Genomic DNA, 17,108 nt, shown 5'->3' on the forward strand with positions numbered 1-17,108 from the left:
GAGTGAAAGAGGGAAGATCAGTCGTTGCCCTGGCCCTGGCGCCAGGCCTGAGTCTTGCAATCGAGCACGCGTTGCAGCAGGTAATAGAGCAGGCAGGCGAAGGCCGAGGTCAGCACCACCAGCGTGGCCATGGCCGCCGCCGGGCCGATGTCGCCGGACTCGTCCAGGTTGACGATCTCGACCGAGGCCAGCTTGGTATCGGCGCCGTACAGGAACACCACCGCCGAGACCGTGGTCATCGCATTGATGAACAGGTAGCGCGAGATCTCCAGGATGGCGGGCAGGCAGGCCGGCACCGTGACCTTGAAGAAGGTCTTGTAGAACGGCACCTTGAGCGATGCCGACACGGCCTCGAACTCGCTGTCGAGCTGCTTGAGCGCGGTCACCGCGGTCAGGTGGCACGATGCGTAGTAGTGGACGATGGTCACCAGCACCAGGATGCCCAGAGTCTGGTACAGCCCGTGCAGGGGATTGGCCTGCGGCACGAAGAAGAAGATGTAGCCCAGGCCCAGCACCAGCCCCGGCACGCCCATCGGCAGCACCGCCATCAGCCGCACGAAGCCGCGCAGCCAGTCCATGCCGCGGGTCTTCTCCAGCAGGTAGGCGGTGGCGAAAATGAACACCGGCCCGATCACCGCGGCCAGGCCCGCCATGCGCAAGCTGTTCAGGTACGAATCGACCACGCCGCCCTCGACCAGCCCGACCCGGTAGTGGTTCAGCGACAGCGAGAAGTTGTACGGCCACAGCTTGACGAAAGACGCGTACACCGCCATGCCCATCACCGCCAGCATCAGCGCCGCCATCAGCCAGCAGAACACCGCCATGGCCATGTCATAGCGCGGGCTGCGGCGCGGCACGTAGGGCACCGAGCGCGCCGACATCAGCGCCATCTGGCGGCGTTGCACGCGCGCGTCGACGCAGTAGGTCACGGCCACCGGCACCAGCAGCATCAGCGACACCACCGCACCCTGCGAGAAATCCTGCATGCCGATCACCAGCTTGTAGATGTCGGTCGCCAGCATGTGGAAGTTGCCGCCGATCACCTTGGGGATGCCGAAGTCCGAGATTGCATAGGTGAACACCACCATGGCGGCGCTGACCAGCCCGTAGCGCGCGCCCGGCACGGTGATGGTGAAGAACTTGCGCACGGTCGAGGTGCCCAGCGCATCGGCGGCTTCATACAGCCGCGCATCCGTCAGCGACAGCGCCGTGATCAGGATCATCAGCGCATGCGGAAAGGTGGCGAACACCAGCGACGCGACGATGCCGAGCGGCCCGTAGATCTGGGTGCTGCCCATCCAGGGCTTGAACAGGCCCTGGTTGCCGAACCAGAAGATGAAGGAGATGGCTGCCAGCAGCGAGGGCGCCAGCAGCGGGATCAGCGCCAGGTTGCGCAGCAGCGCCTTGCAGGCGATGCGGCTGCGTGTGAGCGCATAGGCAAAGCCGAACGCCAGCGGCACCGTGATGCAGGTGGCCAGCGCCGAGACCCACAGGCTGTTCCACACCGAGCGCAGCAGCGCGGGCGATTCGAAATAGGCGCGGAAGTGGGCGATGCCGGCCAGGGTGCCGTCGCGGTTCTGCACGCTCTTGGCCAGGATCATCACGATCGGCGCCAGCACGAAGCAGGCCAGCGCCAGCGCGGCCAGCGCCAGCAGAACGTGGGCCAGGCGGTCGGTCCAGTGCGCGCGCACTGCGGTGGCGACCAGCGCCGGCGAGACCGGCGCTGCCTGCAGCGGGGAGGGCTGCGCACCAGGGTTGGCGGGCCCCGCCGGCGCGCTGGCCGAGGCGGGGGCTAGGGTATCGGTAGCCGGCAGGGAGGCAGACGTGGTGGCCGGCGCCGCAGTGAGGCTCATGCGCATGCGTGGCGGAAGATGCGGATACGGTCAGCGGGAATGGCCAGGCGCAGCCGGTCGCCGGTGTGCGGGCGCAGCTCGTGCAGGTCATTGAGCGAGAGGTCGGCATACAGCGCGCCACCGGCCGCGGGTGCGGCATCGGGCAGCCGCAGCGTCAGCCGCGAGAACGCGCCGAGGAACTCGATCTTGTCGACGGTGGCCTCCAGCACATTGGGGCCATGCTGTTCGATGCCGCGCACGCAGACGTCTTCGGGGCGGAAGAACACCTGCACGTCCTCGTCGGGGCAGCAGCCCGCCGGCGCGGCGCAGCGCATGCGCACGCCGCCCAGGTGCAGCTCGCCGTCGCCGCAGACGCGTGCGCCCAGCATGTTGGTCTTGCCGACGAAGTCGGCCGCGAACGGCGTGGCCGGGCGCTGGTAAACCTGCGCCGGAGTACCGACTTGCTCGATCGCGCCCTGGTTCATCACCACGATGCGGTCCGCCATCGACAATGCCTCTTCCTGGTCGTGCGTGACCAGGATGGTGGTGATGTTCAGGCGCTGCTGCAGCGCGCGGATCTCGCTGCGCAGCCGCACCCGCACGCGCGCGTCGAGCGCCGACAGCGGCTCGTCCAGCAACAGCAGGCCGGGCGAGGTGGCCAGCGCGCGCGCGATCGCCACGCGCTGCTGCTGGCCGCCCGACAGCTGCGCCGGATACTGGTTGCCGCGATCGGGCAGCCCCACCAGCGTCAGCAGTTCCGCCACGCGCGCGCGGCGCTGGTCGCGCGGCATGCGCCGGTTGACCAGGCCGTAGGCGACGTTGTCGGCCACGGTCAGGTTGGGGAACAGCGCATAGGACTGGAACACGATGCCGTAGTCGCGCTCCATCGGCGGCAGCGTGGAGATATCGCGCCAGCCCTGATGGATGGTGCCGGCGTTCTGCGATTCCAGCCCCGCGATGATGCGCAGCAGCGTGGTCTTGCCGCAACCCGACGGGCCCAGGAAGCACAGCAGCTCGCCCTGGCGCACGTCGAGGTCGATGTTGTGCAGGGCGACGAAGGCGCCGCTGCTGCCGCCGAAGCGCTTGTGGATGCCTTTCAGGCTGAGATAGGTCTCGGCCGTGGATGTGGAGGTCTGCATGGCGTGGGGCCTGGTGTGTTCTGTTGGGGGGACCCCGCCGCCGCCTGCCCGCGAGGCGGGCCGGCGGCGCCGGTACAAAACGGCTCTCAGGCGCTCAGGGCTGCTTCTCCGACTTGCTGGCGTAGCGCTTCTGCCATTCGGTCAGCACCCTCTCGCGGTTTTTGGCGATATAACCGAAATCGTTCTTGACCAGCATCTGCTCGTAGTTGGCCGGGATGGTCTCGACCTTTCTCGCCACGCCCGGGTAGGCGACGATGGCCCAGTCCCTGGCGAACAGCTGGTTGGCTTCCTTGCTGGCGAGCCAGTCCAGGTAGCGCTGCGCGGCCTCCATCTTCTTGGTGCCCTTGACGATGCCGGCGGCCTCGATGTCGTAGCCCAGGCCCTCCTTGGGGAAGATCATCTCGATCGGCGCGCCCGCGGCCAGGGTCTTGTGCGCGCGCAGCTCGAACGAGATGCCGATCGGGAACTCGCCCGAGCCGGCCTGCTTGCAGGGCTTGGAGCCGGAATGCGTGTACTGCGCGATGTTCTCGTGCAGCGCGTCCATGTACTTCCAGCCTTCCTGCTCGCCGTAGAGCTGCAGCCAGGCGGTCACGTCGAGGAAGCCGGTGCCGGACGAGGCCGGGTTGGGCATCACGATGGTGCCCTTGTAGACCGGCTTGGCCAGGTCCTTCCAGGTCTCGGGGCGCGGCAGGTTGCGCTTCTTGGCCTCGATGGTGTTGAAGCAGATGGTCGCGCCCCACACATCCAGCCCCACCCATGACGGCGGCGTGGCCTTGTCGCTGTAGTCGCGCGTCAGCTTCTCGAAGCCCTTGGGGGTGTAGGGCGCGAGCATCCCTTCCTGCTTGAGCAGTTCCAGGCTCGACGCCGCCAGTCCGGCGATCACGTCGGCCTGCGGGTTGGCCTTCTCGGCCAGTGCCTTGGCGGTGATCACGCCGGTGGAATCGCGCACGTACTTCAGCTCGATATCGGGCGCCACCTTGGCGAAGCCCTCGGCATAGGGCTTGAGGGTCTCGGTTTCCCACGCCGTATAGACGGTGAGCGTGGTTTTCTGGGCCAGCGCGGTGCCGGAGGCGGCTAGCGCAAGCAGGGTGGCGGCGGTGCGCAGGGTGGTGGTGAAGGACGGTTGCATGGGGACTCCTTCCGGCATTGTAGGTGGAGAAATGTGTCAATGTGGTGAATCTGTTGCAATGCCACGGGGCGCGCTGCACAACATCGAATCACCGTGAAACCCTTGTGCTACAACACTTGCAAGACATGTGCCCGATTTTTGGCGTTGGCTTCGTCACCCCTCTGACTGCGCCGATGTCTTGATTGTTGACAATATACAAACCGCTTGCTTTAATGGCAATAAGGATTTTCGATATTGCTGAATCCGTCACAAACGGGAGTGTTCATGTCACGCCAAGGCCCGCTGGCGAGCGAAATCACCATCCTGCAGAGCCAGTCCCTGACTACCCTGGTGCAGCGCGAACTGGAGTTGCGGATCATGTCCGGCGAACTGGCGCCCGGCGCCAAGCTCAATGAGATCGAAGTCGCCGGGCAGCTCAATGTGTCGCGCGGTCCGGTGCGCGAGGCGTTCCGCGCGCTGGAGCAGGCAGGGCTGCTACGCACCGAGAAGAACCGCGGCGTGTACGTGCGCGCCATCTCGGTGGAGGAAGCCGATGAGATCTATGAACTGCGCGCGGTGCTGGACGAATTCATCGGCCGGCAGCTGGCCGCGCGCATCACGCCCGAGAGCCTGCGCGAACTGCGCGCCCTGGTGGAGGCGCTCGACGCGGCGAGCCAGGCGCGCGATGTCGATGAATACACGCGGCTGAACCTGGCCTTCCACGATCGCATGGTCGAGCTGGCCGGCAACCGCAAGCTGCTGGAGACCTACCGGCGCCTGGTCAAGGAACTGACGCTGTTCCGGCGCGAGGCGCTGTCGCGCAGCCACGCCGCCATGCCCGATTCCACCCGCGAGCACCGCGCCATCGTCTCGGCGATTGCCGCGCGCGACGGCGAACTGGCCGCGCGCCTGATGCGCGAGCACGTCGAGCGCGGCCGCGCGCGCATGCATGCCGCGGTGGCCGCGGCGGGCCCCGGCACCGGCACCGATGGCGCCGCCTGAACCTGACCGAATCCAACTCGACTACCGCCTTACCGACCGCGATCCCGCACCGGAACCGACCATGCCCGATACCAACGCCCGCACCATCACCGTCAACCAGCGCAGCTATCGCTGGATGCAGCAGCCCGTCGTGGTGGTCTGCGTCGACGGCTGCGAGTTCGATTACCTGGAGGCCGCCGCGGCCAGCGGACGGGCGCCTTACCTGAAGCGGCTGCTGGACGCCGGTTCCGCGTTCCGCGGCGCGTGCGTGGTGCCGACCTTCACCAACCCCAACAACCTGTCCATCGTCTGCGGCGCGCCGCCGGCCGTGCACGGCATCTGCGGCAACTACTTCTTCGATCGCAGCGCCAACGGCGGGCGCGGCGAGGAAGTGATGATGAACGACCCCAAGTACCTGCGCGCCGGCACCATCCTGGCCGCCTTTGCCGAGGCTGGCGCCAGCGTGGCCGTGGTCACCGCCAAGGACAAGCTGCGCCGGCTGCTGGGCCACGGCATGCGCGGCATCTGCTTCTCGTCGGAGAAGGCCGACCAGGCCACCGTGGCCGAGAACGGCATCGACGGCGTGCTCGATCTGGTGGGCATGCCGGTGCCGGACGTCTACAGCGCCGAGCTGTCCGAATTTGTCTTCGCCGCCGGCGTGCGCCTGATGGAAACGCGCCGCCCGGACCTGATGTACCTGTCCACCACCGACTATATCCAGCACAAGTTCGCGCCCGGCTCGGACGGTGCCAATGCCTTCTACGCGATGATGGACAAGTACCTGGCGCGGCTGGACCAACTCGGCTGCGTGGTGGCGCTGACCGCCGACCACGGCATGAACGCCAAGCATGACGACGCCACCAAGGCGCCCAACGTGATCTACCTGCAGGACCAGCTGGATGCCTGGCTGGGCCGCGGCGTGGAAGACGGCGGCGCGCGCGTGATCCTGCCGATCACCGATCCGTACGTGGTCCACCACGGCGCGCTGGGCTCCTACGCCACCATCTACCTGCCCGACGATGCCGACGCTGCCGCGATCCAGGCGCGCCTGTCCGACCTGCAAGGCGTGGAAAGCGTGCTGACCAACGCCGACGCCTGTGCCCGCTTCGAGCTGCCGTCCGACCGCGTTGGCGATCTGGTGGTCACCAGCGACAAGCATGTGGTGCTGGGCACCAGCCGCAGCCGCCATGACCTGTCCGGCCTCGACGCGCCGCTGCGCTCGCACGGCGGCGTGTCGGAGCAGACCGTGCCGCTGGTGTTCAACCGCGCCACCGCCGGCATTCCCGGCAAGGCCATGCTGCGCAATTTCGACATCTTCGATGTCGCGCTGAACCACCTGCACTGAACGCCTGCATCGCATCTGGCGGTTCGAGCCGCTGCCTGACCCGCATCTACCGGAGGAGACTCATGAACGCCCCCCAATTTCCCGCTGGCGCCGTCAGCCCCCATTTCCGCGCCGAAGCGCTGCGCATCGACGGCCAGAAGATCGTGCGCGAGCGCCTCATCGAAGTGCGCAACCCGTTTGACGGATCGCTGGTGGGCACCGTGCCCAAGGCCACGCTCGACGATGTGCGCCGCGCCTTCGAGGTGGGCCAGGCCTACCGCGCCACGCTGACGCGCTATGAGCGCGCCGCCATCCTGAACCGCGCCGCGGCCCTGCTGCGCGAGCGCACCGAGGAGGCCTCGGACCTGATCACGCTCGAATCCGGCCTGTCCAAGAAGGATTCGCTGTACGAGATCGGCCGCGTCGCCGACGTGCTGGGCTTTGCCGCCACCGAGGCGCTGCGCGACGACGGCCAGCTGTTTTCGTGCGACCTCACCCCGCACGGCAAGAAGCGCCGCGTGATGACGCAGCGCGAGCCGCTGATGGGCGTGATCAGCGCCATCACGCCGTTCAACCACCCGATGAACCAGGTCGCGCACAAGGTCGCGCCGTCGATCGCCACCAACAACCGCATGGTGCTCAAGCCATCGGAAAAGGTGCCGCTGTCGGCGTTCTACCTCGCCGACCTGCTGTACGAAGCCGGTCTGCCGCCGCAGATGTTCCAGGTGGTCACCGGCGACCCGCGCGAGATCGCCGACGAGCTGATCACACACCCGGCGGTGGACCTGGTCACCTTCACCGGCGGCGTCGCGATCGGCAAGTACATTGCCAGCAAGGCCGGCTACAAGCGCGTGGTGCTCGAGCTGGGTGGCAACGACCCGCTGATCGTGCTGGACGACGCCGACCTGGACCGCGCCTCCGACCTGGCGGTGCAGGGCTCGTACAAGAACTCCGGCCAGCGCTGCACCGCGGTCAAGCGCATGCTGGTGCACCAGGCCGTGGCTGCGCGCTTCACCGAACTGGTGGTCGAGAAGACCCGCGCCTGGAAATACGGTGACCCGATGGACCGCGGCGTCGACATGGGCACCGTGATCGACGAAGACGCGGCCATGCTGTTCGAGGCGCGCGTCAACGAGGCGGTGGCGCAGGGCGCGCGGCTGCTGGTCGGCAACCAGCGCAACGGCGCCAGCTATGCGCCCACGGTGCTGGACCGCGTCGATCCGTCGATGACGGTGGTGCGCGAGGAAACCTTCGGTCCGGTTTCGCCCATCATCACCTTCCGCGATGTGGACGATGCCATCCGGATCTCCAACGGCACCGCGTTCGGGCTGTCGTCGGGGGTGTGCACCAACAATATCGAGGCCTTCACAAAAATCGCCAATTCGCTGCATGTGGGCACCGTCAACCTGTGGGAAGTGCCTGGCTACCGGATCGAACTGACGCCGTTCGGCGGGATCAAGGACTCGGGGCTGGGCTACAAGGAGGGGGTGCAGGAGGCGGCGAAGAGCTTTACCAATTTGAAGACGATTACGTTGCCGTGGGGGTGAATCAGGGCTGAAACCGCTGCGGGTTTGCTCCCCTCTCCCGCGCGCGGGAGAGGGAGAACCCAGGCGGTTACGGGAAGGGCCGTCGCAGTTTCGCGCAAGGTCGCTCGGGGTGACCCTGCTGCGCTAGAATCAGCCCCCAAGTCCCCGACCCTCCCGGAGTCCCCGTGCTCGCCGAACAACGGCAGAAATACATCCTCGACCAGCTGTCCGCGACCGGCGCGCTGGCCATCAGCGAGCTGGTGAGCGAGCTCGACGTATCGCGCGAGACCATCCGCCGCGACCTCAATGCGCTGGCCACGCGCGGGCTGCTGGTGCTGACCCATGGCGGCGCGCTGGCGCCGGACCGGACCGAGCCCGATACCCAGACCCGCGCGCAGGTCAATGCCGAGGGCAAGCGCGCCATCGGCGTGCGCGCGGCCGAGCTGGTGCGCGACGGTGCTTCGCTGATCCTCGACTACGGCACCACCACGCATGCAGTGGCGCAGGCGCTGCACGGGCACCACAACCTGCTGGTCTACACCAACGACCTGGCCATCGCCCAGCTGCTGGGCCGGCGCAACGGCAACCGCGTGATCGTGCTGGGCGGCGAGCTGCAGGACAACGAAGACGCCACCCACGGGTGGGACACCATCGAGCAGCTGTCGCGCTACCACACTGACTTCGCCTTTATCGGCATCGGCGGCATCACGCCACGCGGCGAGATCTGCGATTTCTCGCGCGCCGCGGCCGAACTGCGCAGCCGCATGCTGCTGGCCGCCGACGTGGCCTGCGTGGTCGCCGACCACACCAAGTTCGGCCGCAACACCGGCGTCACCATCAAGCATGCCGAGCTGGCGGCCTGGGTGATTACCGACATGGCGCCGGATCCGGAGCTGGGCGCGGCGCTGAAGGAACGGGGCAACAAGCTGCTGATTGCGTAACGTGCTGCCCTGGCCTGTCATTCCCGCGAAGGCGGGAATCCAGCGTCTTGCACGTCCCCTTCGGGGATGAAGTCACTGGGGTCCCGCCTTCGCGGGAACGACGGCTAACTGAACCGCCATGTCCGCTGATCGCACGCAAATCCGTCCGGCCGCGCACCAAAATGCGGCTTTGACGCCGCTGTCACAGGTGTTTTGACTGTTGTGTGCCCCATGGCGGTGCTAAAGTGCTGGGTTGTCGGACCGGCATGGTCAGCCGTGCCCGTCCGATAAACCGGAGGCGACCCACCTTCCATCGGCGCAACGCCAGACGGCACCGCAGACCGGCATCCAGCCGGCAAGGCTGCCGGACCCTGCCACTCCAGCACAGCAAGAGACATCCGTGAATTCTCCTTCCCTTGAAGCATTTCTGGCGGGGGTTGCCCGCCGCGACCCCAATCAACCCGAATTCCTCCAGGCCGTGAAGGAAGTCATGATGACGCTGTGGCCGTTCGTCGAGCGCAACCCGCGCTACGCCGACCAGGCCCTGCTCGAGCGACTGGTCGAGCCCGAGCGCGTGATCCAGTTTCGCGTGGCATGGACCGACGACCAGAACCGCGTCCAGGTCAACCGCGCCTTCCGCGTGCAGCACAGCTCCGCCATCGGCCCGTTCAAGGGCGGCATGCGCTTCCACCCGACCGTGAACCTGTCGGTGCTGAAGTTCCTGGGCTTCGAACAGACCTTCAAGAACGCGCTGACCACGCTGCCCATGGGCGGTGGCAAGGGCGGCTCGGACTTCGATCCCAAGGGCAAGTCGGACGGTGAAGTGATGCGCTTCTGCCAGGCGCTGGTGACCGAGCTGTACCGCCACCTGGGCCCGGATACCGACATCCCGGCCGGCGACATCGGCGTGGGCGCGCGCGAGGTCGGCTTCATGGCCGGCATGATGAAGAAGCTGTCGAACCAGTCGGCCTGCGTGTTTACCGGCAAGGGCCTGGCCTACGGCGGCAGCCTGATGCGCCCGGAAGCGACCGGCTACGGCACGGTCTACTTCGCCCAGGAAATGCTGCACCGTCGCGGGCGCGGCTTCGACGGCCTGCGCGTGCTGATCTCCGGCTCGGGCAACGTGGCGCAGTACGCGGCCGAGAAGGCGATCGAGCTGGGCGCCAAGGTGCTGACGCTGTCCGATTCCGGCGGCGTGCTGCACTACCCGCAGGGCATGACCACCGAACAGCTGGCCGAAGTCATGGCCTTCAAGAATGAAGAGCGCGGCCGCCTGTCGGACTTTGCCGCCCGCCACGGCATGAGCTTCGAAGCCGGGCGCACCCCGTGGCACGTGCCCGCCGACGTGGCGCTGCCGTGCGCCACCCAGAACGAACTCGACGGCAACGATGCCGAGACCCTGCTGGGCAACGGCGTGATCTGCGTGGCCGAAGGCGCCAACATGCCGTCGACGCTTGAGGCGGTGGACCGCTTTGTCGACGCCAGGATCCTGTACGCGCCGGGCAAGGCCAGCAACGCCGGCGGCGTGGCGACCTCGGGCCTGGAGATGTCGCAGAACGCGATGCGCCTGTCCTGGCACCATGCCGAGGTCGACGAGAAGCTGCACGCGATCATGAAGGACATCCACCAGAACTGCATCCACCACGGCCAGAAGGCGGATGGCTACATTAACTACGTGGAAGGCGCGAACATCGCCGGCTTCGTCAAGGTGGCCGACGCCATGCTGGCGCAAGGCGTGATCTGACCTGGAGCAGCGGCCGGCGCCATGCCGGCCGCGCGGAATCCGGCTACGATGGCGCTCCCGAACCGCTCATCCAGAAAAGGAGCCATGCGCCATGCTGGAACTCAGACCAGGCTGCGAACACTGCAACAAGCCCCTGCCGCCGGATTCAGTCGAAGCGCGCATCTGCTCGTTTGAATGCACCTTCTGCGCGGGCTGCGTCGAACTGCTCGGCAATGTCTGCCCGAATTGCGGCGGCGGCTTCGCGCCGCGGCCGGTGCGGCCGGCGCAGGACTGGAAGAACGGCAACTACCTGGGCAACAACCCGGCCAGTACCACGGTCAAGCACCGGCCGGTGGACCTGGCCGCGCATGCCCGCCTGGTCGAGGCGGTGGGGCAGGTCCCGCCTGAGCGGCGCTAGCCGCGCGGTTTCGCTGAGCGGCGCTAGCCGCGGGGTTTGGTTTTCGGCTGGAGAATTTCCCCGGCCTCCTTCACGTTCTGTTCGGCGCGCTTGCTGATCACCGCAAGCGCCTCGGCTTGCGCCTTCTGCGCGGTCTCGGCGAGCGCGCGCATATTCTCCAGCGCCTGGTGCAGTTGCTGCTGCACGAACTCGCTGTGCCTGGCCATGGCCTCGGCCGGATTGCTCGCCGTGCCGTACTGCTGGGCGGCCGCCTGCAGCTGCTGCATGGTCTGGGCGAAGATCTCCTGCTGCTTCCTCACGATGGCCTGCATGCCTTCATAGGCCAGCCGGTTGGCCTCGGTCAGGGCCTCGATGTCCTTGCGGCGCGCTTCGACTACCGCGCTCATGTCCACACCCGGCAGGCGGAACTGTTCCATCATCCTGGTGAAATCGGCAAAGGGATTGGGAGGCGTGGCCATGCTGGGTCTCCTGGTGGAAGGACTGGCAGGTCGGCCGGCGGGGGGGCGTGCCCTTTGGCCGGGATCCTGTCCACTATAGCCGGTATCCGCACACTTCTGGCCGTCAATCGAGGAAGACCCTAAAGTTACCGTCGCCGCTGCCGTTGGCATCCATAGCCCGCCGGTGCGTCGGCCCGACCCGGCCTACCCGCGGACAATGAGAGCGAAGAGCATTGCGCCGAGCCGTTTCAGGCGCGGCAGCACTTCGCCATGACCAATGCTAATCAGGTAGAAGAAATGAAGAATCTAGGTATCGGGGTTCGCCTCGGCATCGGTTTTGGGGTGGTATTGCTGCTTGCGGCGCTGATGACGGGCTTGGGCATGCTGCGCCTGCAGCAGGTGGCCGAGCGCACCCACGCGATGATGCAGCAGCCGCTGACCAAGGAGCGGCTGGTCAGCGACTGGTACCGCCTCATGCATACCAGTGTGCGCCGTACCACCGCGGTGGCGCGCAGCGCCGACCCGTCGCTGGGCCAGTTCTTTGCCGCCGAGACCAAGGCATCGATCGAAGGCATTGCCCAGCTGCGCGACAAGCTGCAGCCGATGCTCGGCTCGGAGCAGGAAAAGGCCGCGTTCCAGAAGATCCTCAGCGTGCGCGACCCCTACAACAACGGCCGCGACAAGATCACCAGGCTCAAGCAGGAAGGCCTGACCGAGGAAGCCAACCAGGTGCTGGAGCGGGAGTTCGTTCCCGCCGGCGACGCCTACCTGGCCGAGATCCAGAAGCTGCTCGACATCCAGCGCGCCAGCATCGACGCCACCGCGCGCGAGATCAACGCCATCTACGTCAACGCGCGCAACAGCCTGATCGGGCTGGGCGTGGTGGTGCTGGGGATCGGCATTGCGTTCGCGTTCTGGCTCACCATCGGCATCACGCGTCCGCTGCATCGCGCCGTGGCGGTGGCGCGCACGGTGGCGTCGGGCGATCTGACCAGCCGCATCGAGGTCGACAGCCGCGACGAGACCGGCCAGCTGCTGCAGGCGCTGGCGGACATGAACGCCAATATCCTGCGCATCGTGCGCCAGGTGCGCGCCGGCACCGAATCGATCGTGTCGGGCACCAGCCAGATCGCGGCGGGCAACACCGACCTGTCGCAGCGCACCGAGGAACAGGCCTCCTCGCTGCAGCAGACCGCCGCCAGCATGGAAGAACTGACCAGCATCGTGCGCCAGAACGCCGACAACGCGCGCCAGGCCAGCACGCTCGCGGTCAACGCCTCGGATATCGCCGAAAAGGGCGGTGAAGTCGCGGGCAAGGTGGCCGAGACCATGGAAGAGATCAACGGCGCGTCGAAGAAGGTGGTCGACATCATCGCCGTGATCGAGGGCATTGCGTTCCAGACCAATATCCTGGCGCTCAATGCGGCGGTGGAAGCCGCGCGCGCCGGCGAGCAGGGCCGCGGCTTTGCGGTGGTGGCGGGCGAAGTGCGCACGCTGGCGCAACGCAGCGCTACCGCGGCCAAGGAGATCAAGGCGCTGATCGGCGATTCGGTCGATCGCGTCGAAAAGGGCTCGATGCTGGTGACGCAGTCGGGCCAGACCATGGAAGAGATCGTCGCCGCGGTCAAGCGCGTGACCGACATCATGGGCGAGATCAGCGCCGCGTCGGCCGAGCAGAGCTCGGGCATCGAGCAGGTGAACCAGGCGGTGACGCAGATGGATACGGTGACGCAGCAGAACGCGGCACTGGTGGAAGAGGCCGCGGCGGCGGCGGGCTCGCTCGAGGAGCAGGCGCAGCGGCTGAAGGAGGCGGTGGCGACGTTCAGGCTGGCGGCCTGATGGGCTTGCTGCAGTTTGCCCCTCTCCCTTTGCGGAGCGGGGCGCGCGACCTCACCGCGGATGTGATTCGTCGGTGGCACTTGCCGGCCAGCCGGCGGCGCATTCCTGTCCCCATTTTTTGATGGCCCCGTCTGGACGGCACCGTTCAGGTGCAATGGACGCCATCCGACCGCACAAGCCCGTGATCAGCCCAATTTTCTGCCCGATTGCCGGCCCGGATGCGGTGGTTTTCAGATTCGTGAAAGCAAACTGAGGCAAAATTCTACTTTTCGCCTAGTTTGTTGCCCTGACCGTGACCCGGCAGGCAGAAGTCCCACCCACCGATAGAGGATCTGAGAGAAGCAATGAGTACCCAGCAACCCACCATCATCTACACGCTGACCGACGAAGCCCCGCTGCTGGCGACCAGTGCGTTCCTCCCGATCATCCAGACCTTCACCAAGCCGGCCGGCATCAACGTGACCACCAGCGATATCTCGGTGGCGGGCCGGATCCTGGGGGAGTTCCCCGAATTCCTGACCGAAGCGCAGCGCGTGCCGGACAACCTGGCCGAGCTGGGCAAGCTGACGCAGCTGCCGGACACCAACATCATCAAGCTGCCGAACATCTCGGCCTCGGTGCACCAGCTGGTCAGCGCCATCCGCGAACTGCAGGGCAAGGGCTACAAGGTGCCCGACTATCCGGAAGATCCCAAGACCGACGAAGAAAAGGCGATCCAGAAGCGCTATTCCAAGTGCCTGGGCTCGGCCGTGAACCCGGTCCTGCGCGAAGGCAACTCCGACCGCCGCGCCCCGGCCGCGGTCAAGAACTACGCGCGCAAACACCCGCACAGCATGGGCGAGTGGAGCATGGCCTCGCGCACGCACGTGGCGCACATGAAGCACGGCGACTTCTACCACGGCGAGAAGTCGATGACGCTGGACCGCGCGCGCGACGTCAAGATGGAGCTGATCACCAAGAGCGGCAAGACCATCGTGCTCAAGCCCAAGGTGGCGCTGCAGGACGGCGAGATCATCGACAGCATGTTCATGAGCAAGAAGGCCCTGTGCGCCTTCTATGAAGAGCAGTTCGAAGACGCCCGCGCCACCGGCGTGATGCTGTCGCTGCACGTCAAGGCGACCATGATGAAGGTGTCGCACCCTATCGTGTTCGGCCACGCCGTCAAGATCTTCTACAAGGAAGCCTTCGCCAAGCACGGCGCGCTCTTCGACGAACTGGGCGTCAACGTCAACAACGGCCTGGTCAACCTGTACGAGAAGATCGAGTCGCTGCCAAGCTCCAAGCGCGAAGAGATCATCCGCGACCTGCACGCCTGCCACGAGCATCGCCCCGAACTGGCGATGGTGGACTCGGCCAAGGGCATCTCGAACCTGCACGCACCCAACGACGTGATCGTCGATGCCTCGATGCCGGCCATGATCCGCATCGGCGGCAAGATGTGGGGCGCCGACGGCCGTCCGAAGGACACCAAGGCGGTGATCCCGGAAAGCACCTTCGCCCGGATCTACCAGGAGATCATCAACTTCTGCAAGACCAACGGCAACTTCGACCCGACCACCATGGGCACCGTGCCCAACGTCGGCCTGATGGCGCAGAAGGCCGAGGAATACGGCTCGCACGACAAGACCTTCGAGATCGCCGAAGACGGCGTCGCCAACATCGTCGACCTGGCCACCGGTGAAGTGCTGCTGACGCAGAACGTCGAGCAGGGCGACATCTGGCGCATGTGCCAGGTCAAGGACGCGCCGATCCGCGACTGGGTCAAGCTGGCCGTCACGCGCGCGCGCAACTCGGGCATGCCGGCGGTGTTCTGGCTGGACCCGTACCGTCCGCACGAGGCCGAGCTGATCAAGAAGGTCGAGGCCTACCTGAAGGACCACGACACCAGCGGCCTGGACATCCAGATCATGTCGCAGGTGCGCGCCATGCGCTACACGCTGGAACGCGTGATCCGCGGCCTGGACACCATCTCGGTGACCGGCAACATCCTGCGCGACTACCTGACCGACCTGTTCCCGATCATGGAACTCGGCACCAGCGCCAAGATGCTGTCGATCGTGCCGCTGATGGCCGGCGGCGGCATGTATGAAACCGGCGCCGGCGGCTCGGCACCCAAGCACGTCAAGCAACTGGTGGAAGAAAACCACCTGCGCTGGGATTCGCTGGGTGAGTTCCTGGCGCTGGCGGTGTCGCTGGAAGACGTCGGCATCAAGACCGGCAATGGCAAGGCCAAGATCCTGGCCAAGACGCTGGATGCCGCCACCGGCAAGCTGCTCGACAACAACAAGAGCCCGTCGCCCAAGACCGGCCAGCTCGACAACCGCGGCAGCCAGTTCTACCTGGCGATGTACTGGGCCCAGGAACTGGCCGCGCAGTCGGACGACGCGGAACTGGCCGCCAGGTTCGCGCCGCTGGCCAGGACGCTGACCGACAACGAGCAGAAGATCGTCGGCGAACTCGCCGCGGTGCAGGGCCAGCCGGTGGACATCGGAGGCTACTACCAGCCGGACGCGGCCAAGCTCAGCGCCGCGATGCGCCCGAGCCAGACGCTGAACGCGGCGCTGGCCTCGGTGGCAGCCTGAGCGCAGTCGGCCCGCGTTGCGGGCCGCGCGTGAACAAGACCCCGGACTCTGGTCCGGGGTTTTTCTTTTCAGGGCCGGGCGTTAAGTGTCCGGTTGTACTTCCCAGCCTTGTTCGGTGCCTTTTTTCTGGTCCCGGTAAGTCCAGCGCGCGCCGCAGTCCTGGCACACAAAGGTGCTGATGGTCACCGCGGCCGAACCGGGCGGCTTGATGCGTTGGGTGTCGGTGATGCGTAGCGCGGCGTGCCCGGGGGCACCGCGGCGGTGGCGTTCGATGGCCTGGCAGGCAGGGCAGAGTGTCATTCGTTCTTGTCCGTTCGATGCGGCACTGTAGCACGCACGGACAGCGCGGCCCGCAGCCAGCCCATGCGACGCATATTGCCGCAATTTCCTGCCGATCTGGCGAAGTGCATTGACCCGGGGCGGAGGCACCTGTATAAGGGTGAGTGCAGGTCTTTCAAGCAGCAATCTCGAAGTCCAGGTGCTTGCCCACACGGCGCCACTTATTCTCCAAGTTACTTCCTTGATCGTCATGCCTTGCCGGCGCTTTTGCCAGGCAAGAAATACTTTTTGAGGAATCCAACATGGAAACCGGTACCGTCAAGTGGTTCAACGATTCGAAGGGTTTTGGCTTCATTACGCCTGATGCAGGCGGCAACGACCTGTTCGCGCACTTCTCCGAAATCCAGGGCAGCGGTTTCAAGTCGCTGCAAGAAGGCCAGAAGGTGCGTTACGTCGCCGGCGTCGGCCAGAAGGGCCCGGCCGCGACCAAGATCGAGCCGATCTGAGCGCGCCGAACCAGTTGAGCTGAGCGCCCCGGCGCCAGTTCGATAAGAAAAGCTCCGCTGTGGCGGAGCTTTTTCTTTTTGCCCGGCATGATGCCGGCCGATGGCGAAATAAAGCCACTGCGCGGCCCGCAACAGGCGTAGAGTGGGGGCAACACCACCATTCCGCCGGAGGCTGCCATGGATATCTATCCAGCTGCGACTTACAAGGGGTACGACCTCTATCCCCTGGTGTACAAGCACACCATCACGCGCGTGTGGCCAGAGCCCCGGCCCGACCGCTCGTTCGATGCAGCGGTGGTGATCTGTCTCGAGGGCGAGTCGCCGGAAGGCGCGCAGGCGCGCACGTTCCGCCTGGATGCCACGCCGTGGGACAACGTCGGCGGCGCCCGCCGTGGTGCGCTGCGCTATGCCGAAGCCATCATCAACGGCGCGGTGCCCGGGGTGTCGGTGACCTCGTCCGGATTGCCGGTGTCCTGAGCAGACCCCGGCGCCGT

Annotated in this window: 15 protein-coding genes; 10 read left to right on the top strand and 5 right to left on the bottom strand. The window is 66.3% G+C overall.

The features are described 5' to 3' along the window. Positions 1-17: 17 nt before the first annotated feature. From MKD50_RS02955 to MKD50_RS02965, 3 genes are all read right to left on the bottom strand, one after another. Positions 18-1,859, bottom strand: coding sequence for a putative 2-aminoethylphosphonate ABC transporter permease subunit (locus tag MKD50_RS02955; protein ID WP_252666336.1), 1,842 nt, complete (start codon positions 1,857-1,859; stop codon positions 18-20). After that, positions 1,850-2,971: a putative 2-aminoethylphosphonate ABC transporter ATP-binding protein gene (locus MKD50_RS02960; protein WP_252666337.1), complete on the bottom strand. Its 1,122-nt coding sequence runs from the start codon at positions 2,969-2,971 to the stop codon at positions 1,850-1,852. The genes MKD50_RS02955 and MKD50_RS02960 overlap by 10 nt, the downstream gene beginning before the upstream one ends. A 94-nt stretch (positions 2,972-3,065) precedes the next feature. Further along, a complete protein-coding gene (locus MKD50_RS02965) occupies positions 3,066-4,100 on the bottom strand; it encodes a putative 2-aminoethylphosphonate ABC transporter substrate-binding protein (RefSeq protein ID WP_116380007.1) in 1,035 nt (344 codons plus the stop codon). A gap of 264 nt (positions 4,101-4,364) precedes the next feature. On the opposite strand from MKD50_RS02965, the gene MKD50_RS02970 reads away from it, so the two are divergent. The 6 genes from MKD50_RS02970 to MKD50_RS02995 all read left to right on the top strand — a co-directional run bounded on the left by MKD50_RS02970 (position 4,365) and on the right by MKD50_RS02995 (position 10,971). Next, on the top strand, positions 4,365-5,081 hold the full coding sequence (locus tag MKD50_RS02970; protein WP_252666338.1) for a phosphonate utilization associated transcriptional regulator: 717 nt from the start codon (positions 4,365-4,367) through the stop codon (positions 5,079-5,081). A 61-nt stretch (positions 5,082-5,142) separates the two neighbouring features. Continuing rightward, positions 5,143-6,405 carry a phosphonoacetate hydrolase gene (gene phnA / locus MKD50_RS02975; protein WP_252666339.1) on the top strand — a complete coding sequence of 421 codons (1,263 nt, stop codon included), beginning with the start codon at positions 5,143-5,145 and terminating at the stop codon, positions 6,403-6,405. A 62-nt stretch (positions 6,406-6,467) separates the two neighbouring features. Further along, positions 6,468-7,931, top strand: a complete 1,464-nt coding sequence (gene phnY, locus MKD50_RS02980; RefSeq protein ID WP_252666340.1) for a phosphonoacetaldehyde dehydrogenase — start codon at positions 6,468-6,470, stop codon at positions 7,929-7,931. Positions 7,932-8,095: 164 nt separating this feature from the next. Continuing rightward, positions 8,096-8,851, top strand: coding sequence for a DeoR/GlpR family DNA-binding transcription regulator (locus tag MKD50_RS02985; protein ID WP_115701533.1), 756 nt, complete (start codon positions 8,096-8,098; stop codon positions 8,849-8,851). Positions 8,852-9,230: 379 nt separating this feature from the next. Further along, positions 9,231-10,574: an NADP-specific glutamate dehydrogenase gene (gene gdhA, locus MKD50_RS02990; protein ID WP_115701531.1), complete on the top strand. Its 1,344-nt coding sequence runs from the start codon at positions 9,231-9,233 to the stop codon at positions 10,572-10,574. Between the two features lie 91 nt (positions 10,575-10,665). Further along, the gene (locus MKD50_RS02995; protein WP_252666341.1) at positions 10,666-10,971 is read left to right on the top strand and encodes a DUF1272 domain-containing protein; all 306 of its coding nucleotides are present in this window, start codon (positions 10,666-10,668) and stop codon (positions 10,969-10,971) included. A gap of 23 nt (positions 10,972-10,994) precedes the next feature. On the opposite strand, the gene MKD50_RS03000 is transcribed toward MKD50_RS02995, so the two are convergent. Continuing rightward, positions 10,995-11,429, bottom strand: a complete 435-nt coding sequence (locus MKD50_RS03000; RefSeq protein WP_115701526.1) for a phasin family protein — start codon at positions 11,427-11,429, stop codon at positions 10,995-10,997. Positions 11,430-11,705: 276 nt separating this feature from the next. Here MKD50_RS03000 and MKD50_RS03005 point away from each other — a divergent pair, with 276 nt between their 5' ends. Together MKD50_RS03005 and MKD50_RS03010 are read left to right on the top strand one after the other, a co-directional pair. Then, positions 11,706-13,247, top strand: a complete 1,542-nt coding sequence (locus tag MKD50_RS03005) for a methyl-accepting chemotaxis protein (RefSeq protein WP_252666483.1) — start codon at positions 11,706-11,708, stop codon at positions 13,245-13,247. A gap of 344 nt (positions 13,248-13,591) precedes the next feature. Then, complete coding sequence (locus MKD50_RS03010; protein ID WP_115701521.1) at positions 13,592-15,829, top strand: NADP-dependent isocitrate dehydrogenase; 2,238 nt, start codon at positions 13,592-13,594, stop codon at positions 15,827-15,829. Between the two features lie 81 nt (positions 15,830-15,910). On the opposite strand, the gene MKD50_RS03015 is transcribed toward MKD50_RS03010, so the two are convergent. Next, a complete protein-coding gene (locus MKD50_RS03015; protein ID WP_018008441.1) occupies positions 15,911-16,129 on the bottom strand; it encodes a hypothetical protein in 219 nt (72 codons plus the stop codon). Positions 16,130-16,410: 281 nt separating this feature from the next. On the opposite strand from MKD50_RS03015, the gene MKD50_RS03020 reads away from it, so the two are divergent. After that, positions 16,411-16,614: a cold-shock protein gene (locus tag MKD50_RS03020; protein WP_020202065.1), complete on the top strand. Its 204-nt coding sequence runs from the start codon at positions 16,411-16,413 to the stop codon at positions 16,612-16,614. 177 nt (positions 16,615-16,791) lie between these two features. Then, the gene (locus MKD50_RS03025; RefSeq protein WP_115701518.1) at positions 16,792-17,091 is read left to right on the top strand and encodes a hypothetical protein; all 300 of its coding nucleotides are present in this window, start codon (positions 16,792-16,794) and stop codon (positions 17,089-17,091) included. The last annotated feature ends 17 nt before the right edge of the window (positions 17,092-17,108 follow it).

It is taken from the genome of Cupriavidus mimosae (genome assembly GCF_023952485.1).
Classification (GTDB): Bacteria; Pseudomonadota; Gammaproteobacteria; order Burkholderiales; family Burkholderiaceae; genus Cupriavidus; species Cupriavidus taiwanensis_C.